Raw genomic sequence first — 17,431 nt, 5'->3', positions numbered from 1 at the left:
TGCTAAATCGATTTAGCAAACATAATAAATTTTATGAAACAGATTTCCCAACAGAAGAAAAAATATACTTTTTTGAAATTAACACTTAATATCCATTGTGATTATCATTTTAAACAAACTCAAATACACAATATATTTTAGTCTATTTTCCTAATTAAAACTCCATCCAAATACAATTATAAATTTCTATATTAGTCCTTAAAATTAAACCTTATATATAATGAAGAAATTCTACTCAAGCACTTACAATTTTTGGATCATATCAAGAATAGCTTTTATACTTCTTGGCTTTGTAGAACTCTTAAGAGTCGTTTTTATTGATAAAATATCGCTTTTCCATGTCTTCCTTTTTATATATGTAATTTCATTTTTTGTGATTTTCTACAAAGAAATTACCAAATCAACGCCATCTAAAATCTTGAAATATAGTATTGGAACTCTCACCATTATTATTGGTTTTTATTTTGCCTATTTAAAATTCATACAGCCAAAAGCTTCTTGGGGATTAGAAAAATATCAATTTGATTATTGGCAGATTATTATATATGGTTTTTCAATCTGGGTTATACTTCTTGGATTTTTTGAGTTTTTTACATTCAATAAAAATGAATCAGAAAAGTAGTTTATATCCAAACTTGTGGAAATTTCTTTAACTATTTTCAACTAACAGATATTCAGAACATTATTAAATTCAACCCAAATTTGTGAATATCTATTTCAATATTTAAGAGTTTTTTTTCCTGTAAAATCTATCTTTGGCATCCTTAAAAATTAAAGAAGATGAGCGCAACTTGGTACGAATGCAAAGTAAAATATAGAAAGACAGACGAAACCGGAGGACAAAAAGTTCTAACAGAACCTTATTTGGTAGATGCTTTGTCTTATACCGAAGCCGAAAAAAGAATTAATGAAGAGATGGCGGCTTATATCAGTGAAGAATTTAAAATCACGAATATAAAAGTGGCTAATTATGCCGAAATTCATCCTTTTGAAAATGCAGATCGTTGGTTTAAATCAAAAGTAACTTTGATGGCTTACGACGAAGAAAGCGGTAAAGAAAGAAAATCGAATATGTATCTTTTGGTTCAGGCAAATGATGTGAGAGAAGCTTATGACAATACGCTTCATGTGATGCAAACTACAATGGGAGAATATTCAATTCCTGCTGTTTCTGAATCTCCAATTATGGATGTTTTCCCTTATTTCAGTGGTGAAGAAGGAGAAACAGAACAATTAGAAAGATTCAATGCGTTGAAAGCTTCAAAACCTGCACAACCTGCGGTAGAAACGATCGATCACATGGAATTTGAAACTGCTATGGAGGAATAATAATTTCTATCATAAAGAATAATGAGCTTCAGAGAAATCTGGAGCTTTTTTATTTTACATCATTTCTTAAAACTTTCATTTCTTACAAAACCAAAATAAATTATATATTAGCTATACATTTTTAGCACTGATACAAAATCATTTAGACTAAAAAAAATACAACCAAAACTCACCAAACCAAATCTCGATGACTAAGAAATCTTTAATTTTAATTGGGTTTATTATTTTAAAATTCGTCTTGCAATGCATTCTCATAAGTCCTGAATATGATTTGCAGCGCGATGAATATCTTCATCTTGATCAGGCACATCATTTGGCTTGGGGTTATTTGTCAGTTCCTCCGGTGACATCCTGGTTTTCTTACCTTATATATCAACTTGGAAATTCGGTTTTTTGGGTAAAATTCTTTCCTGCTCTTTTTGGTGCATTGACACTTTTTATTGTCTGGAAAACTATTGAAGTTCTTAAAGGAAATCTCTATGCGCTGATTTTGGGAGCAACTTGCATTTTGTTTTCGTCGCTATTGCGAATTAACACACTTTATCAGCCCAATTCATTGGATATTTTGTGCTGGACAGGATTTTATTATGTTATCATTCAATATTTTATTACCGAAAAAACAAAATGGCTTTATATAGGAGCAATAGTCTTTGCTTTTGGCTTTTTGAATAAATACAATATTCTTTTTCTCTTACTTGGACTTTTGCCTGCGCTTTTACTTTCTAAACAAAGACAAGTTTTAGCCAAAAAAGACGTTTATCTGGCATTACTTTTAGGATTATTAATGATTCTTCCGAATCTTCTGTGGCAATACAACAATCAGTTTCCAATTGTACATCATATGAAGGAATTGGCAGAAACACAACTTGTAAATGTTGATCGCATTGGATTCTTAAAAGATCAATTACTGTTTTTTATTGGCGCCTTTTTTGTTATTCTTGCCGGATTATATGCCTTATTATTTTATAAAGCTTTCGATAAATTTAAATTCTTTTTTACGAGTATCATTTTCACGCTTCTAATCTTTATTTATTTCAAAGCCAAAGCTTATTATGCAATTGGACTCTATCCTATTTATATTGCTTTTGGAGCGGTTTTTCTATCCGATATTTTAAAAACGGGCTGGAAAAGATTTCTGCAACCTGTATTTATCATCATTCCGCTTTTGTTTTTTATTCCGATGTACAATTTGGCGTTCCCAAATAAAAGCCCGGAATATATTGTAAAACATCCTGAGAAATACAAAAAACTAGATATGCTTCGTTGGGAAGATGGAAAAGATCATGCTTTGCCACAAGATTTTGCTGATATGTTGGGATGGAAAGAACTTGCCCGCAAAACCGATTCTGTTTATGCGACGCTTCCTAATAAAGACAAAACACTCGTTTTGTGCGACAATTACGGACAAGCCGGAGCGATTAATTATTATACCAAAAAAGGAATCAAAGCAGTTTCTTTTAATGCCGATTATGTGAATTGGTTTAATCTCAATATTACGTACAAAAATCTCATCAGAGTTAAGGATTACGAGGAAGAAAGTGACGAATTAAAAGAAACAAGTCCTTATTTTAATACTGCAAAAATCTCCGGCGAAATCACCAACCAATATGCGCGTGAATACGGAACCACAATCTTTGTTTTTACTGATGCAAAAGTCAATATCAAAAAAAGGCTTGAAAGCGAAATAAAATCGACAAAAGACTATAGTAAATAAAAATGATCGACTTTACTTCTATCGAATATTTAAAAACCGGAAACCAAAAACAGATTCATGCTTTTGAGGTTTTGTCTCAAAATAAGGTTTTAATCAATTTAGCCGAATTCGATCCAATTCTCGTTGGCACAATTCCAATTAATATTGATATCGAAAACAGTGATCTTGACATTATCTGTTATTGGAAAAACAAACTCGCTTTTATAACAAAACTGAATATTCTTTTTGGGAATGAATCTGATTTCGAAATTAGAGAAACAAGTATTGATAATCAGGAAATTGCTATTGCCAACTTTAAAATAAACGCTTTTGAAATTGAAATTTTTGGTCAAAACATTCCAACCAAAAGTCAAAATGGCTATAAACATATGATTATCGAATATGAAATTCTGAAAGCAAAAGACGAAAACTTTCGATTAGAAATCATCAAACTCAAACAAAACGGCTACAAAACTGAACCTGCTTTTGCTTATTTATTAGGTTTAAATGGAGATCCCTATTCGGAATTATTGAAATATCAGATTTAACGCTTACATAACAACATCATAAACAACTACTAATTAATTGATTACAATTAAAAAAAGTTATTTAAAAAATAATTCAAAAAAACCTTTGTATAACCGTATATCCTGTGTATCTTTGCACCCGAAACATCGCGGGATAGAGCAGTAGGCAGCTCGTCGGGCTCATAACCCGAAGGTCACAGGTTCGAGTCCTGTTCCCGCTACTAAATAAAACACCACTTGAAAAAGCTGGTGTTTTTTTATTTTAAAATCTAGCTGTCGGAATCATATCCGCCGCGGTGGACACAGGTTCGAGTCCTGTTCCCGCTACTAAAACAAAGTTTCAGAGAAATCCGGAGCTTTTTTCGTTTAAACAAGATTGCACAAAGTCAGAGACATTTGCGCAGCTTTTCCAGAAGAACTCTTCAAATAAACTAGAGGATATTTTTTTTATCTTTGAAACTCACATCTTTTAATCGAAATGGCTTTATCTTTGAGTCTTTAGAAATTGATAATCATTATGGAACAGAAAATACATCAGGGAAGAAACTTAAAACGTTTTAGAGAAATGCTTAACATAAAGCAGGAAGCATTAGCTTATGATCTGGGAAATGACTGGAATCAGAAAAAAATTTCTGTACTCGAACAAAAAGATGTAATTGAAGAAAATCTGTTGAAACAAATTTCGGCAGTATTAAAAATTCCAGTTGAAGCTTTTCAGAATTTTGATGAGGAACAGGCGATAAATGTTATTTCGAATACTTTTGGAGATAATGCTTGTGTTGGAAATCCTAATTCTAACTTCAATTTCAATTCTGTTGAAGAATTAAAAAAACTTCACGAAGAAAAAATTGCTTTGTTTGAGCGTATGCTTAAAGAAAAAGACGAAATGATGGAAAGACTTGAAAAATTAATCAATAAATAATTTCGGAATAATTTTTATTTATAAAAAATATCAAAATAAAAGCTTCGGAGAAATCTGGGGCTTTTTTCGTTTTAGAATAATTTACAAAAAGCTGATATTTTTTTATACATTTTACGATGTACAACAAAGAAAAAAAAAGCAAAGTCAGAGACATTTGCGCTTTTTTTATTAAGAAACACACTCCGGAGAACTGGAGTTAAATTTTCATTTTATTCATTTTTTATTTGATTTAAAAGATCATCATTAAAATACTTAAACAATAAAAAAAACTCAATGCCATTATTTGTTATTATAAAACATTCTTTTTGAAGTTTAATTTTTTTATTATTAACGGGATATTCACTCTTTATAAACTTAAAAGCCAACGAATCTACAATAATTTCCTTTTCCTCAATTGTATATAATGCAAACAATTTATAAGAAAAAGTACAAAAAGTAATCTCAGAATCTGTAAATGATATCTCTCTGATTGTTTTATTTGTTAGAGAACCAGAATTTAAATAAGCGTATAAAAAGAAAACAATTATTAAAACCAATCCTCCAACGCCAAAAATAAATTTGTTATCGATTTCCTTTTGTGCATCAAAGAAAAAGCCAGCTCCTGCTAAACATGCGAAAATTATTAAAAGTATGGTAATTTTTAGATTTTGTCTTTCAGATCTTTTAAACCAAGTTACCAATTCATTATTTGAGTAATATTTCATAATTTAAATTTTTCTTTAATTCTTTAATATAAAAATCAGTTTCTTATAAGAACCCATTTTTTATAAAAGTATCATAGCTAAAAGCATCTCTATTCTCTATTCTGACTTTTTCTCGCTCATTAGAAATCTTTTCACGATTTTTATTAGCAATAAAAACAAAGCTTACAGCCATTAATATAATAAATCCAACAATGAAATAACCACCTTTTTTATCTGCTTCAAAACCATAATTTAAAAACCTCTTATCTTTTATGAAAAAATAATAGTTTAATAATGCTAAAATTATCACATAAATAAGCACAAAAAATTGATTTGGAATTAAAATATTTGAAATATTAAAACAATAATAGTCAATATATAATAGCATTGTATAAATACCAAACCAGACTATTAGTGTACTGGTATTTGTTAATAAAATACTTATCGTTCCAGCATTATTATGTTTTTTTTGATCGCTTAAAGAGTTAAAAATTCTATATAAAATATAGTAATAGTACTTCATAATTTTGGTTTTATAAATAATGCGCTTTCTGATGAATATTCATAGATGGCTTTTCCCCTGCTCTTCAACTTGTTCCTGCAAGTGCTACGCAAATATCTCGGACTTTGAGCCACTTCTCAAAACAAATCTAATCTAAAAAACCAAAACTTCAACTTTAAAAACTAATGTAAAAGCATATTGATTGAACAATTTATTTTCGTTATTGCTCCCAACCTTTTGCATCAAATAATCATCTATAGAGATAGAAACCAGAAACAAAACAATGATTCCTTTTTCGATAAAAATACTATCTTTCTCTAATTTAAATTGAATTGTCTGATGATTATAAAATACTCTAAAAAATTACTTTTCGTTTTTGTTCTTCTGGCTCAGGTTTGTTTTGGACAAAAAGTTTTTAAAATCAAAGAAGGTCAATTAAAATTTATAAATGCTAATGAAGGTGTTTTTATAAAAAAAGGAAATTCATATTATCATCTAAAATTACCTCGCATAAATGATTATGAAGATTTATCTGAAGGAGTTAAATATGAACTGGACAATGTAACTCCGGAAGAAATAAATAACCTTAAAAAGGATTCTGCAACTATTTCTGCTTTAGACATTATAAAATTTGATTTTGAAAATTTAGAGACAAAAAAGGTTATAACTAAAAACAGCAGCCATCAGAATAATTATCAATTCTATAAATACAATAGAAATTTCTTCGCTATAGATTTTCTTAAGGATTCATCTCATAAACCGGTCAAAAAGTTTTTACTGAATTACTGTATTCTGGATTTTGGAAATAATAACAAAATTATTTTCCACAATGAAGGCTTTATAGTTTCGACAAAAGAGAAAGTCAAATTTTCGTTTAAAGACAAGGGTTTAAATGATGCTTTTAAAAATTATGAAACAGAAAACCTTAAAAGCTTTACTACTGCAGAAGTATATTTTGGGAATGAAAGCAAATTGCAAATTAATAATGGTTTCTATAAAACTGACACTTTATGGAATAAGAAATTAAAAATTAAGGATATTTATAATGAAAGTGTTATATCTAAATCATTTGACTCAATTGCTTTTGATAATTTCTTCATCGTTGGTTATCAAAAGGGAAAAATAAATCTTTATAATTATGCTTTTCAAAATTTAAATATTCAAAATCTAAAAGCTGTTAGTCTGATCAAACATTTTCCTTTAATGCAGATTATCGAAGGAAATTCTTTGAAAACTATAAATCTAATCGGGAAAGATTCAAAAATGAGTGATTATAACATGGAAGGAACGCCTTTTAGTGTTAGTTTTTCTGATTATTTTGACGATCAAACGGCAGATTTTAAGATCATTCAGAAAAATGGAATGTTCTTTTTAGAACCTTACTCTATTTCAATCAGTTCAATTGTTCCTGATGTTCGGAAATTTCGAAAAGAATTGCAGCTTTTGAATTCTAATGAATTTGAAACTGTTGAATTTTTAGACGAAATGGCATCAATAACAACACAATCTGAAATAGGGGCTTTTAGTATTAAAGATCCAATTATGATCTATGTAAAACTCAAAAACGGAAAATTTAATCTAACAACAATTGAATACTTAATTGCGGAAAATCCAGACGAAAGAATTATAGCATTTAATAATAAACTGCCTAAAAACTTAGATTCGATTAAAACTATTAGGGATCAAAAGTACTTAATTGAAAAAGACGGATTATTTACTTATTATCCGATAAGGAAAGAAATAAAATATAAAAAGCTTGAGGATTTCAAAGAGAATTTTGCCCGATTTGAATTGCCAAACGGACAAAAAGGATGGCTGGATTTAAAAGGAAACGAATACTTAGATAATTAAACACAATTAACCATGACAAAACTATTTCCGTTATTATTTTCGTTGCTATTTATTTCTTGTACGTCACAAAATAAACCTCTCGAAATTGAAAAAGAAAATCCAATTGGAATCGGAATATTAGAAATTAATTCCCATCAATCCTTAAATATATATTTATCTAAAAATCTTGATGAAGTATTCGACACTATAACATTTGACCAGATTTATTTTGGAAATAACAGCGGAAGCGTTGAAATTAATTCCGATGTTTTAAAAACAAAACTGAAACCTTATGCACTTTCTGCAAGTTCAGGCACAGCCGAAAGTGACGCACTTGTCAATCAAGGCTTAGGCGGTTACGGAACGACTTTAAAATTTACTGTGATTGAATCTAATCCTAAATATTTTAAAGTAATCTTAAATGAAACCACAAAAGAAATTGGATATATTAAAGTTGAAGAAAATACTGAAAAGCAATACAATTATAAGACTTGGAAAGATTATCTGCAAAGTGTCCAAATGATAAATATTAATAATAAAACAGCTCTATATGATGAGCCAGATGGATCAAAAATTAATACAGTCGATAATCATTGTTATTTAAAAGTAACAGATGTTAAAAATGAATGGGCAAAAATTGAACCTGCCAGGAATATTGTTGGAAATGAAAATTGTAAAAACATAATAGGCTGGATAAAATGGCATAATAATGATACAATTACAGTTAAAATAATTGTACGAACTATAGACTAAAAGAACATAAAACTTAGGTTTCAAACATTCCAATTTAACTTCAACAGTAATTCATGAAAGCAATAATTTTAATATTCTTAAGTATTTGTTCTATCGCAAATTGTCAAAACAAAAAAGCTAATACGGCAATTAGAGATCGTACTTTAAAAATTCCGAAAGGTTACACTAAGCAAAAATCGTCAGAACCCTATTTGATTTGTGGTACAGATGATTACACCTATGTTCCAGATGCAGAGAATTATGCTTATGGATTTTATAAAAAGGGAAATCAGGTTTATTGCCAGGGGAAATTGACAGATATTAATGGTGATAAATTTCGTTCGCTTTGGTTTAATTATTACAAAAACAATGACAATGTATATTATTACACCAGAGAACTCGGGTTACAAAGAATTCCAGGCATCGATGCGGCTTCAACTGAAACTTTTAGTTCTTTTATAGCCGATAAAAATTACTTATACATTAGAACTTCAAAAGTAATTGAAAGACAAGGCCTAAAAATTGTATCAGATTATATAAGCTATAAAGAAGCTATTCCCGCAAAAAATACCACTAATAATAGCAATAGCAGTTATACATACGTAAATTATTATCTGTTCAAAAACATTAAAGGATATTGGATTGTTAAACTTTCTGATGTGGTATCTTATAATTTTTTAGGAAAAACATACAACCACAAATGGGATGTCGTTTATCAAAAAGAAAAAGTAGAAAATGAAGTAGAAGAGACTGTATATAACGCTGCCGGTATAGATGTTAAACCAGAATTTCCAGGCGGAATAAGTAAGTTTCAGGATTTTATAGATAAAAAATTCAAAATAGACGAAAAAGATCTTAGCGGAAAAATTTACTCAACATTTATAGTTGAAAAAGACGGAAGCTTATCTGATATAAAAATCCTTAGGGATCTTGGTTATGGAAGCGGAAAAGAACTAATCAGAGTTTTAAAATTATCGCCTAAATGGAAACCCGGCCTTCAAAATGGACAAAAGGTAAGATGCCTTTATTCGATACCTTATAGGATAAATTCATCACTAGATCATTAATATTCTTTTCAAATCATCTGCAAAATGGTTTGAGAATTGTTGTGTAAGCGCTAATAAGACAAAGCTTCAGAGAAATCTGGAGCTTTTTTGTTTAAATGATATTATACAAATTCACAGACATTTGTACAGCTTTTCATAATAAACTCTTCGAGTAACTAGTGATAATTATTCCACTAAGAAAATTATCAGTCTTCTTTTAAATAAGATTTCCTGCTTGGGATAGGTCCTGTAGGCATAGCATTAGTATCAACTATTATTTTGAATTGATTTATCTGTTTTTTTATAATTATAGAATCATCATAAATTTCAGGTTTACCATAAAAATATAAAGCAATTGTATCATTTACGAAACGAACATCTTTTATATTCGTAGATTTAACAATAGTATCGTTTTTATCATTTATTGAATCATATAATAATACATAATCAGCGCTCGTTGAAGCAACGTTCGAATAATAAAACCACTCTATAATCTTATTATTTACTTTTATTTCTTTCAAATACAGACGATCTTTTTCTAAATTATTGGCACAACCTATAGTTATGACAGTTATAAAGATTAAATATTTTCTCATTGTTCACAAAATTTTCTAGAATATCTATATTAAACACAACTTCCCACAACTCTTCAAGGTGTTCTCGCGAGCGCTGCACAAATGTCTCTGACTTTGCGTCACTCCTTAAAAACAAATCTAATCTAAAAAACCAAAACTTCATAAAGTCTCAGATTTTACCTCAAATCTAATATAGCTTTTTAGTTAATCATTTCTTAATCCGTTAAGAAAGTCATTAGTATTAATATAAATTCGTCTTATCAATCCGTATGAAATAGGCTATGTTTTAAAGAAGGACTAATTACCACGATATTCCAAAAACAAATCTTAAAAACAACTTTTTATCTTAAGAAATTGATATATACCACACTTTTAAATATTGCGATTTTTCAGGGAATAGTCTTAGGCTTAATTATTTTAAAGTCTTCCTTATTCAATAGTAAATCAAATAGATATCTGGCAGGCTTATTATTTGCACTTTCAATCGTTTTACTAAATTATGTTTTTGAAATTGAAAATGTGTTTACATCCTATCCCTTAGTGCGTTTTCTAGACGCTATCGATTGGGTATTTCTATTACCTGTTTTCACATTTCTGTTTATTATAAACCGAATTGATGATGCGGTAAAAAACAGACAAAAAACTTATTTGTGTTATATTCCATTTGTCTATAATAGTATTCTTAATCTTGCAATCTCTCTTGATAGTGTAGCAGGAATTTATAAAATTCCTGAGTCCTGCATGTACCTAATCAATATACTTCAGCTGATTCAGCTTTTAATGGCTGTTATTATCGTCCTGTTTCTACCTCTTTACTCTTATTTTATGATAAAACATTTAAAAGATCCTCAAGAGAAAAAATGGGTTATTACCTTATTAACCAGCATGTATTTGCTATTATTTGTCTGGTTAACGACTTATTTGGTTGGCCTGTTTTTTCATTCGGACATTTCCTCGATTATGAGTGTTGTGGCTTTATCGGCAACATTCATAATGCATTGGACAGCTTATATAGGTATTTACAAATACAAGCTTGCCAAGAATAAAGATGCCATCTATAATTTTCTAAATAATGATTTAGCTCTTTCCTCTGCCAGTATTCAAATTATAGAAAACAGCCTAACAGAAGAAAATAGTACTCTGGAAGAATATAAGGAATCTATCACGGCAGATAATCTTTATTTTCAAAAACTGGAACTTCTTTGCAAAGAGCAGCACATTTATACTGACAGTACATTAAACCGAGAAAAAGTCGCCGAAAAACTAGGCATAAGTGCCGGATATGTTTCACTAATTGTAAACACGATAACAGGAGACAACTTTGCCAATTACATTAATCAATATCGGGTTGAAGCTGTCAAGGAAATGATCTCAAATTCTGAATATGAAAATTATAATTTGTTGACAATGGGATTAGAATCCGGGTTTACTTCTAAGACAACTTTTTATAAAGCTTTTAAAAAAGTTACCGGTCAAACACCAAATGAATATAAAAACACCTGTAAATAGGTGCCAATTTATCCATTTTTGAGGTTTTGAAACCTTTTATAGTTTTTCTTATGTGAATTTTGGCTTCAAATAATTCAAATCAATTTTTATGAAAAAAATGCTATTACTAGCTGTTCTTACAGTTTTAGGTTTTACAAATGTTAATGCCCAAAAAATTAAATTTGGTGCTAAAGGAGGTTTAAACTTTGCAAATATCAGCGGAGATAATACTAAAGGTATTGATGCCGTAACATCATTTAATTTTGGTGTTTTATCGGAAATTCCCATTTCAGAAAAATTTTCTTTTCAACCTGAGTTAATGTATTCCGGTCAGGGATATAGTTTCAATGATAATACAGTTGCCTTAAGTTATTTGAACGTTCCTTTAATGGGGAAATATTATTTAACAAAAGGATTTAGTGTTGAAGCCGGACCGCAAATAGGTTTTTTACTTGCTGCCAAAAATGAAAAGATAAACGTAAAAGATTCGTTTAATACTGTTGATTTTGGTGTTAATTTTGGCTTAGGTTACAAACTCGACAACGGACTTAATTTTGGTGTAAGATATAATCTGGGATTAACGGATATTAATAATGTAGATAATTCTTCTATTAAAAATAAAAACGGAGTATTTCAAGTATCTGTTGGATATTTCTTTTTCTAAAACTTAATAATTTCAACATTTTTATAACCTGCTTTTAGAGGTATTATTATTATTAATCCTGCGCAAATGTTTCTGACTTTGCGCAGTTTTTTTATAAGAGATTCTTCCTCATAAATTATTTTATCTTTATTTCTCCACAAGCTGAGAATAGCCAAAAACCATCTCATTAATTTCGGCTAACATATCAAATTCATTTGCAGGAAACATTTCAAGTACCATTTCTAAAATGAGGGAAACATTTACAGGATTTTTGTTTGTGCTTGACATTATATGTCCTTCATTTTCTAATGCCAAAATGCACATTTTTAGCATATTTGTAATCACACAACCAAGTTCATAATAATTAACCTTGATTTGAGCGGTGTAAAATTCTGATTTACTTTCTGACTTTGAATTATTGAAATACTTCTCAATTATATTTTTAAGATTCTCTAATTTTTTAGTTTCATTAACTTCCATATACTATCCTAATTATTTTAATTGCATAGTTCTGCAAATTTTTACGATAAAAGAGGAACGTATATGACCGTTTATAAACAATTTCACTTAAGATTAGAGAAATTTTCACAGCTTTTTATAAGTATCACTTTGGGGCGCGAGATAAATAAGTCTATAAGATGCGTTTTAATTTATTACTGTAAGTTATAGTATATCTTTTGTTTTTATTATAATCTTTTCGAACATATACAAATTTATATTTATTTATAAGAGATTTTTTAATTTCAAAAGAAATGTGAATATCTAAATCCTCTACTTTAGTACTGCATGTATTTTCAATTCTAAGCAACTTAGCAAAGGGTTGTATTTTATTTGTCTCCATTAATCCTTTATAAATTAGACTATCACAATTATTTACAATTAAATTTTCACTTTCAAATCCCGTACTAAAAATTAATACAGAATATTTAGCTTCTGTTGCCTTTAAATCTTTTAAAAGTATTTCTTGTGGAGCTAAATTTATATCTTTTGAATTATCAAATTCTATTATGGGAGTTTTACACATCGAAAAGAAGACAATCAACATACTGTATAATATTCGTTTCATAATGATTTTTTTTTTTTTTGTTCCTTAACTTTTTTAACCATTCTCCCAGCTCTCCGATGTGTTCTCGTGAACGCTGCGCAAATGTCTCTGACTTTGCGCCACTTCTTAAAACAAATCTAATCTAAAAAACGAAAACATTATAAAGTCTCTGACTGTATCTAAAATTTAGTATAAATCATATAAGCTAAATGTTTTAGGTTTTATAATCGAAGCTTTTAAAAAATATACCATTTACAATAACATAAAAAAATTGCGCAAAGTCAGAGACATTTGCGCAGCTTTTTATAAGGAATTCTTTGCAGAGCGGGGTATTTGGTAGTAAAATAGCCGATACAGGGAGGGAGATACTCTGAATACTATTTTTCTATTCTAGTGAGATTCCCTAGAAGATACAGGCTAATTTGAATTCTATTTTAACAGTTTGGTACATTTTAAAGTGCTATAAAAGCAAAAGCCACTCCGTTGCGAAGTGGCTTTTTTTTGATTTTGTCAACCCGAAGGTTGTTTTAATTTTTATTCGATATTAATATCTAATTTTCTGTAATAATAATTAACCACCAGCACATCTGGTACATTACCTATATTACCAATTGCTATGTCAATTTGCTTTTATTTTTAAATAGATAAATAATAAATAAACATAAACTAAAAATAATTCCCCAAAAAAAACCATTAAGCAGAATAAAAAACAAACTTTTTGTCGGGTTAAATGGTTTTGAAAAAAAATAAATAATTGAATTTTGAAATATATTAAGCTTTTCACCCCATGACCATGACATTATAAAAAAAGGTAATATCACAGCTAATGTACTATAAATTATCACAAAATAAATTATAAAAAAAATACTTTTTTCTAATTTTTTACTCCTTGCTGTTGTAACCATTGAACTATTGTTTGAATTAATGAATTTGCTTTTGCACCTGGTCTTGCAGCATCAAAATGATGACCTTTATCACCACTATTTTGATAGCCTCCTTCAATGTAATCATACATATCTTGAGGATTACTTAACATATCTCCTTGAATATCATATCGAATTACATTTTTAATATTTTTATTTGATTTCAGTTGTTTCCATAATGATGATTTGTCCGAAATTGGACTACCTATTAAAACTAAGTTATCAATCACTTGACCACCGTTTGCCAATTTCAAGGCAGCCTGAGCTTGTAAAACACTTCCGTATGAATATCCAGCTAAATTAAACTGTTCACCTTCTTCAAGAGGATTATCTTTTAATTGCTTTCTATATAAAGCAACTGTAGCATCAAGTGTTTTTTCAGTGACTGGTCTGGTTTCATTAGTATACTCTACTGGAGAGGGGGACAGTCCTGAAACATAATTATTCATATTAGTAGGTCTAGTAACTTGTTGGTATCCATTGTTTCTATATCTACTTGTGAATAAAACATCACCGCCTTTCCCATGACTAGCATTTACCCTGTAAAAATCAACTCCAACTTTTTCAAAAGCTTGTCCCCATCTTTTTATATACTCCCATCCATCGGAATCATTACCTGCGCCACCAACAAAATATATTCTTTTACCATCAGGGTCAATTGCAACTATGGGGCGATTAGCTACATAAACATATGGACTAATTCCAAAATATTCATGAGCTTTAGGGTCAATATTCATCCATCGACCAAGTGCAGGGTCATAATTACGCGCTCCATAATCATACAAATTAAGCTTAGAACCTCCAATATCATCATCTTGGAGCTCTTTTCCATTATACTTATACTTATTATTAGTACCTGGCAAAATGCTGTTACTAACATGGATCAATCCAAAAGGATAATAGTTGTTTTCGTCAATAACTTCAAGAACATTGCTACTATTTTTAATATAACTCACTCGTACGTTTCCTAAATGATCTTTGTATTGAAATACATACGAAAAAACATTGGCAGTATTTTTAACATACCCTTCTGCGGTTGGGAAAAACTCCAAAACATTGTCTTTGTACTGAAAGCCTCCTAAATAATCTGTAACTATTGCTGTTTTTCCTGTTTCTGTTACAGTTTTTTGTACTTTTTGCCCTGCTGCGTTGTAAATATACTCAATGCTGCCTTTTGTGCCAAATGTTATTTTCTTAGGTAAATTTAGATGATTGTAATCAATCACAGTAATACCTTTATTGTCGTCTTTTATCAAATTTCCGTTTACGTCATAATCGTAGTCGTCTACGGTGTCATTAGAACCATCACTATCATCTTTAAAGCCTTCCGGTACATTAGACTTATCCGTAACTTTCATTAATAAGTTCGTGTTTGCTTTATAGAAATAATCCAGATTATCCATAGGATCCATATAAGGATTATTTGTCCCTAATTTACGCTCACGCAGTAACTTTGTAATATTTCCGTTCTTATCGTACTCTATGTTATTCTCTCCAAAATAATTTTTATAATCCGCTGATTTTGGCTCTTGATACCAGGCGTCTTTTAATCGATTTAATTGATCGTATTGATAACCATAACCATGCTTAATTCCAGATCCATCAAGACCTGAACTCCAAAAGGTTTCTGCAATATTTCCGTTATAAAGTTCTTTTGAATAGCTCGTACTTCCTTCAATTTTATTGTAATTAATTCTAAAGGCAAATAAATCTCTAGGTTCTGTGCCTTGCTTTAAGTCCTTTGTATCATTAATATCAGTAAGCCAGCCTCTAATGTTATAAGCAAAATCAACTTTCTGTAGAGGACTCCCGGTAGTATTCCCTACAATTTTGTTCTTTAATTGCCCCAGATTATCATATTCATTAGAAGCCATGAGTTGTATGGTTCCTCCATTAATTTGATGCGTATGCGTTAATAAACGATCCTGAGCCGAATATGTGAATTTTTCATCTATAACAATTTGATCACCTCCGTCCAGACGTTGATGTACCGTAACGCTGCTTAGGGTTTTTCCTGAAAAATCAAGTTCACTATCTGTATGGTTTTTACCTCCCAGATAATTTTTAAGATAAGTACTTATAGCTCTTCCTTTTTCATCATAAAAAATTGTAGACGTTTCTCCAGCTTTAGAAGTAAGGGTTGTTACTACTCTGGTCCAGCTTCCTGTTGGCAGTCCTTTTACATTGGTTAGTGTTTTTTGTCCTATAATTTTTGTAGGTCTTGTCTGAGCATCCGGAAAGGAATAATCATCATAATAATTAACCGTTAAGAGTTTGAAATTTGTTGGTTCTATACTATTATTATAACCCGTAGCAATTTCATCAATATCCAGTAAAGCCTTGGTTTCAAACAAAGTGGTTGCTGAATTTTGTGCGTCCTGCAATGTTTTTCTAGTAGATGGACTTACAGTCTGAGCGTTCCATCCGGTATAAATTGGTCGTCCAAGAACATCATATTTCGTAATCATCCAGCCTATTGTAGCATCGCCTTTAAAGGGCGAAGCTGCCGGTCCTGTTGCCACCGGTCTGTCTAACTTATCATAAACAATAAACTCCCAAGCTTTCCCTGGTAATTTTTTCTCAACCAAACGGTTTCTATAATCATATTTATATTGATAACATAAATCATTTAAAATATCAAGAGTTATGGTTCCATCTGCTTTTGGCGGAATTACATAAGTCAGATTTCCATACTTATCATCATATACATAATAGGTGTCAAATTGATCTGCACCATTATAAGTGCGCTTTAGCACTACCTGTCCTTCTTTGTTTTTAAATTCTTCGGTTCCTACTTTGGTTCCCGGAGTTGTATTCTCATCATAAGTAATCGTTTTGTACAATTCATTAGTGTTATAATAACCCGTAGCATCCGAAAAACTAATATCATACAATCCTAATCCCGCATCCCAAGTAGCCGTTGCTTTGTATAACTTAACCTCAGTAGTACCGGTATTAGTCTGATAATCCAATTTGATTTCGTGACCACTATTCATAGCCCACGCATCGCCTGGAGCAGCTTGCTTCAATACTCTGTTTAATGGGGAACTTTCAAGTTGTTTTTCAGAAAATGGGTTTGAAGCATCGTTAAATTTTGAGCTGTAGATTCCGGCTAAATCAGCTATTGCTGTATTTGTATCAATTCTCGGATAATTTGTCCCGCTATTGGTTACTGGATAAGGCAAGTATTCTTTTACTTGCCTCCCAAAACCATCATATTGAATTGGAGTAACAATATCTGTACCTCCAACTCCCTGACCTATTGCTATAGGCTGCACAGGGCGGCCTAATCCATCAAAATAAGTTATACTTTGAACAATCGAATCTTTGGTCAGCGTATTGAAGTTACCCGATTGAACTGCCTTTTTAGGTGTTACTTTGTAAACAAAATTATCATCACTGAAAGTCTGAGCATTTATACCCGGAATTGCAGCCAAAAACAAAATTATTATTGGTATATATTTTTTCATTAAGTTCTCTTTTGTATTTTCTT

At 30.2% G+C, this 17,431-nt stretch carries 16 protein-coding genes and 1 tRNA gene; 11 read left to right on the top strand and 6 right to left on the bottom strand.

Features of this window, described 5'->3' with window-relative positions:
- Positions 1–220 precede the first annotated feature (220 nt).
- From CLU81_RS26665 to CLU81_RS17685, 6 genes are all read left to right on the top strand, one after another.
- Positions 221–622, top strand: coding sequence for a hypothetical protein (locus CLU81_RS26665; protein WP_144444519.1), 402 nt, complete (start codon positions 221–223; stop codon positions 620–622).
- Between the two features lie 158 nt (positions 623–780).
- Positions 781–1,329 (top strand): DUF4494 domain-containing protein, encoded by a 549-nt coding sequence (locus CLU81_RS17705; protein ID WP_099711025.1) that lies wholly within the window; start codon positions 781–783, stop codon positions 1,327–1,329.
- A 187-nt stretch (positions 1,330–1,516) separates the two neighbouring features.
- Positions 1,517–3,043 (top strand): glycosyltransferase family 39 protein, encoded by a 1,527-nt coding sequence (locus tag CLU81_RS17700; protein WP_099711024.1) that lies wholly within the window; start codon positions 1,517–1,519, stop codon positions 3,041–3,043.
- A gap of 2 nt (positions 3,044–3,045) precedes the next feature.
- Positions 3,046–3,570 (top strand): DUF4269 domain-containing protein, encoded by a 525-nt coding sequence (locus tag CLU81_RS17695; RefSeq protein WP_099711023.1) that lies wholly within the window; start codon positions 3,046–3,048, stop codon positions 3,568–3,570.
- A gap of 127 nt (positions 3,571–3,697) precedes the next feature.
- A tRNA-Met gene (locus tag CLU81_RS17690) sits at positions 3,698–3,770 on the top strand.
- Between the two features lie 296 nt (positions 3,771–4,066).
- Entirely contained in the window at positions 4,067–4,471 is a 405-nt protein-coding gene (locus CLU81_RS17685) for a helix-turn-helix domain-containing protein (RefSeq protein ID WP_099711022.1), read from the top strand.
- A 209-nt stretch (positions 4,472–4,680) separates the two neighbouring features.
- Here the strand turns inward: CLU81_RS17685 and CLU81_RS17680 are convergent, their stop codons facing one another.
- Together CLU81_RS17680 and CLU81_RS17675 are read right to left on the bottom strand one after the other, a co-directional pair.
- Positions 4,681–5,175, bottom strand: a complete 495-nt coding sequence (locus CLU81_RS17680; RefSeq protein WP_099711021.1) for a hypothetical protein — start codon at positions 5,173–5,175, stop codon at positions 4,681–4,683.
- Between the two features lie 43 nt (positions 5,176–5,218).
- The gene (locus CLU81_RS17675) at positions 5,219–5,677 is read right to left on the bottom strand and encodes a hypothetical protein (protein WP_099711020.1); all 459 of its coding nucleotides are present in this window, start codon (positions 5,675–5,677) and stop codon (positions 5,219–5,221) included.
- A gap of 318 nt (positions 5,678–5,995) precedes the next feature.
- On the opposite strand from CLU81_RS17675, the gene CLU81_RS17670 reads away from it, so the two are divergent.
- From CLU81_RS17670 to CLU81_RS17660, 3 genes are read left to right on the top strand one after another with little or no spacing between them, the layout of a single operon-like run.
- Positions 5,996–7,507, top strand: coding sequence for a hypothetical protein (locus CLU81_RS17670; protein ID WP_099711019.1), 1,512 nt, complete (start codon positions 5,996–5,998; stop codon positions 7,505–7,507).
- Between the two features lie 12 nt (positions 7,508–7,519).
- Complete coding sequence (locus tag CLU81_RS17665) at positions 7,520–8,239, top strand: hypothetical protein (protein ID WP_099711018.1); 720 nt, start codon at positions 7,520–7,522, stop codon at positions 8,237–8,239.
- 53 nt (positions 8,240–8,292) lie between these two features.
- Positions 8,293–9,285 carry an energy transducer TonB gene (locus CLU81_RS17660; protein ID WP_099711017.1) on the top strand — a complete coding sequence of 331 codons (993 nt, stop codon included), beginning with the start codon at positions 8,293–8,295 and terminating at the stop codon, positions 9,283–9,285.
- A 185-nt stretch (positions 9,286–9,470) separates the two neighbouring features.
- On the opposite strand, the gene CLU81_RS17655 is transcribed toward CLU81_RS17660, so the two are convergent.
- Entirely contained in the window at positions 9,471–9,860 is a 390-nt protein-coding gene (locus CLU81_RS17655) for a hypothetical protein (RefSeq protein ID WP_099711016.1), read from the bottom strand.
- 333 nt (positions 9,861–10,193) lie between these two features.
- Here CLU81_RS17655 and CLU81_RS17650 point away from each other — a divergent pair, with 333 nt between their 5' ends.
- Both CLU81_RS17650 and CLU81_RS17645 read left to right on the top strand, forming a co-directional pair.
- Positions 10,194–11,348, top strand: a complete 1,155-nt coding sequence (locus CLU81_RS17650; RefSeq protein ID WP_099711015.1) for an AraC family transcriptional regulator — start codon at positions 10,194–10,196, stop codon at positions 11,346–11,348.
- A gap of 88 nt (positions 11,349–11,436) precedes the next feature.
- Positions 11,437–11,991, top strand: coding sequence for a porin family protein (locus tag CLU81_RS17645; RefSeq protein ID WP_099711014.1), 555 nt, complete (start codon positions 11,437–11,439; stop codon positions 11,989–11,991).
- A gap of 126 nt (positions 11,992–12,117) precedes the next feature.
- Here CLU81_RS17645 and CLU81_RS17640 read toward each other — a convergent pair whose 3' ends face one another.
- The 3 genes from CLU81_RS17640 to CLU81_RS17625 all read right to left on the bottom strand — a co-directional run bounded on the left by CLU81_RS17640 (position 12,118) and on the right by CLU81_RS17625 (position 17,408).
- Positions 12,118–12,450: a hypothetical protein gene (locus tag CLU81_RS17640; RefSeq protein WP_099711013.1), complete on the bottom strand. Its 333-nt coding sequence runs from the start codon at positions 12,448–12,450 to the stop codon at positions 12,118–12,120.
- 151 nt (positions 12,451–12,601) lie between these two features.
- Positions 12,602–13,036 carry a hypothetical protein gene (locus CLU81_RS17635; RefSeq protein WP_144444518.1) on the bottom strand — a complete coding sequence of 145 codons (435 nt, stop codon included), beginning with the start codon at positions 13,034–13,036 and terminating at the stop codon, positions 12,602–12,604.
- A gap of 853 nt (positions 13,037–13,889) precedes the next feature.
- Entirely contained in the window at positions 13,890–17,408 is a 3,519-nt protein-coding gene (locus CLU81_RS17625) for a DUF6443 domain-containing protein (protein ID WP_099712798.1), read from the bottom strand.
- Positions 17,409–17,431 lie beyond the last annotated feature (23 nt).

It is taken from the genome of Flavobacterium sp. 9, from assembly GCF_002754195.1.
Lineage (GTDB): Bacteria > Bacteroidota > Bacteroidia > Flavobacteriales > Flavobacteriaceae > Flavobacterium.
Note: the sequence above shows the minus strand (reverse complement) of the source record. Positions and strands in the feature narration are given on the sequence as shown.

Excerpts from the sequence above, each read along its gene's own strand:
- CLU81_RS26665 (WP_144444519.1), top strand. The coding sequence starts at position 221 with ATGAAGAAATTCTACTCAAGCACTTACAATTTTTGGATCATATCAAGA.
- CLU81_RS17685 (WP_099711022.1), top strand. The coding sequence starts at position 4,067 with ATGGAACAGAAAATACATCAGGGAAGAAACTTAAAACGTTTTAGAGAA.
- CLU81_RS17660 (WP_099711017.1), top strand. The coding sequence starts at position 8,293 with ATGAAAGCAATAATTTTAATATTCTTAAGTATTTGTTCTATCGCAAAT.
- CLU81_RS17670 (WP_099711019.1), top strand. The coding sequence starts at position 5,996 with ATGATTATAAAATACTCTAAAAAATTACTTTTCGTTTTTGTTCTTCTG.
- CLU81_RS17700 (WP_099711024.1), top strand. The coding sequence starts at position 1,517 with ATGACTAAGAAATCTTTAATTTTAATTGGGTTTATTATTTTAAAATTC.
- CLU81_RS17635 (WP_144444518.1), bottom strand. The coding sequence starts at position 13,036 with ATGAAACGAATATTATACAGTATGTTGATTGTCTTCTTTTCGATGTGT.
- CLU81_RS17640 (WP_099711013.1), bottom strand. The coding sequence starts at position 12,450 with ATGGAAGTTAATGAAACTAAAAAATTAGAGAATCTTAAAAATATAATT.
- CLU81_RS17680 (WP_099711021.1), bottom strand. The coding sequence starts at position 5,175 with ATGAAATATTACTCAAATAATGAATTGGTAACTTGGTTTAAAAGATCT.
- CLU81_RS17655 (WP_099711016.1), bottom strand. The coding sequence starts at position 9,860 with ATGAGAAAATATTTAATCTTTATAACTGTCATAACTATAGGTTGTGCC.
- CLU81_RS17705 (WP_099711025.1), top strand. The coding sequence starts at position 781 with ATGAGCGCAACTTGGTACGAATGCAAAGTAAAATATAGAAAGACAGAC.
- CLU81_RS17695 (WP_099711023.1), top strand. The coding sequence starts at position 3,046 with ATGATCGACTTTACTTCTATCGAATATTTAAAAACCGGAAACCAAAAA.
- CLU81_RS17665 (WP_099711018.1), top strand. The coding sequence starts at position 7,520 with ATGACAAAACTATTTCCGTTATTATTTTCGTTGCTATTTATTTCTTGT.
- CLU81_RS17625 (WP_099712798.1), bottom strand. The coding sequence starts at position 17,408 with ATGAAAAAATATATACCAATAATAATTTTGTTTTTGGCTGCAATTCCG.
- CLU81_RS17675 (WP_099711020.1), bottom strand. The coding sequence starts at position 5,677 with ATGAAGTACTATTACTATATTTTATATAGAATTTTTAACTCTTTAAGC.
- CLU81_RS17645 (WP_099711014.1), top strand. The coding sequence starts at position 11,437 with ATGAAAAAAATGCTATTACTAGCTGTTCTTACAGTTTTAGGTTTTACA.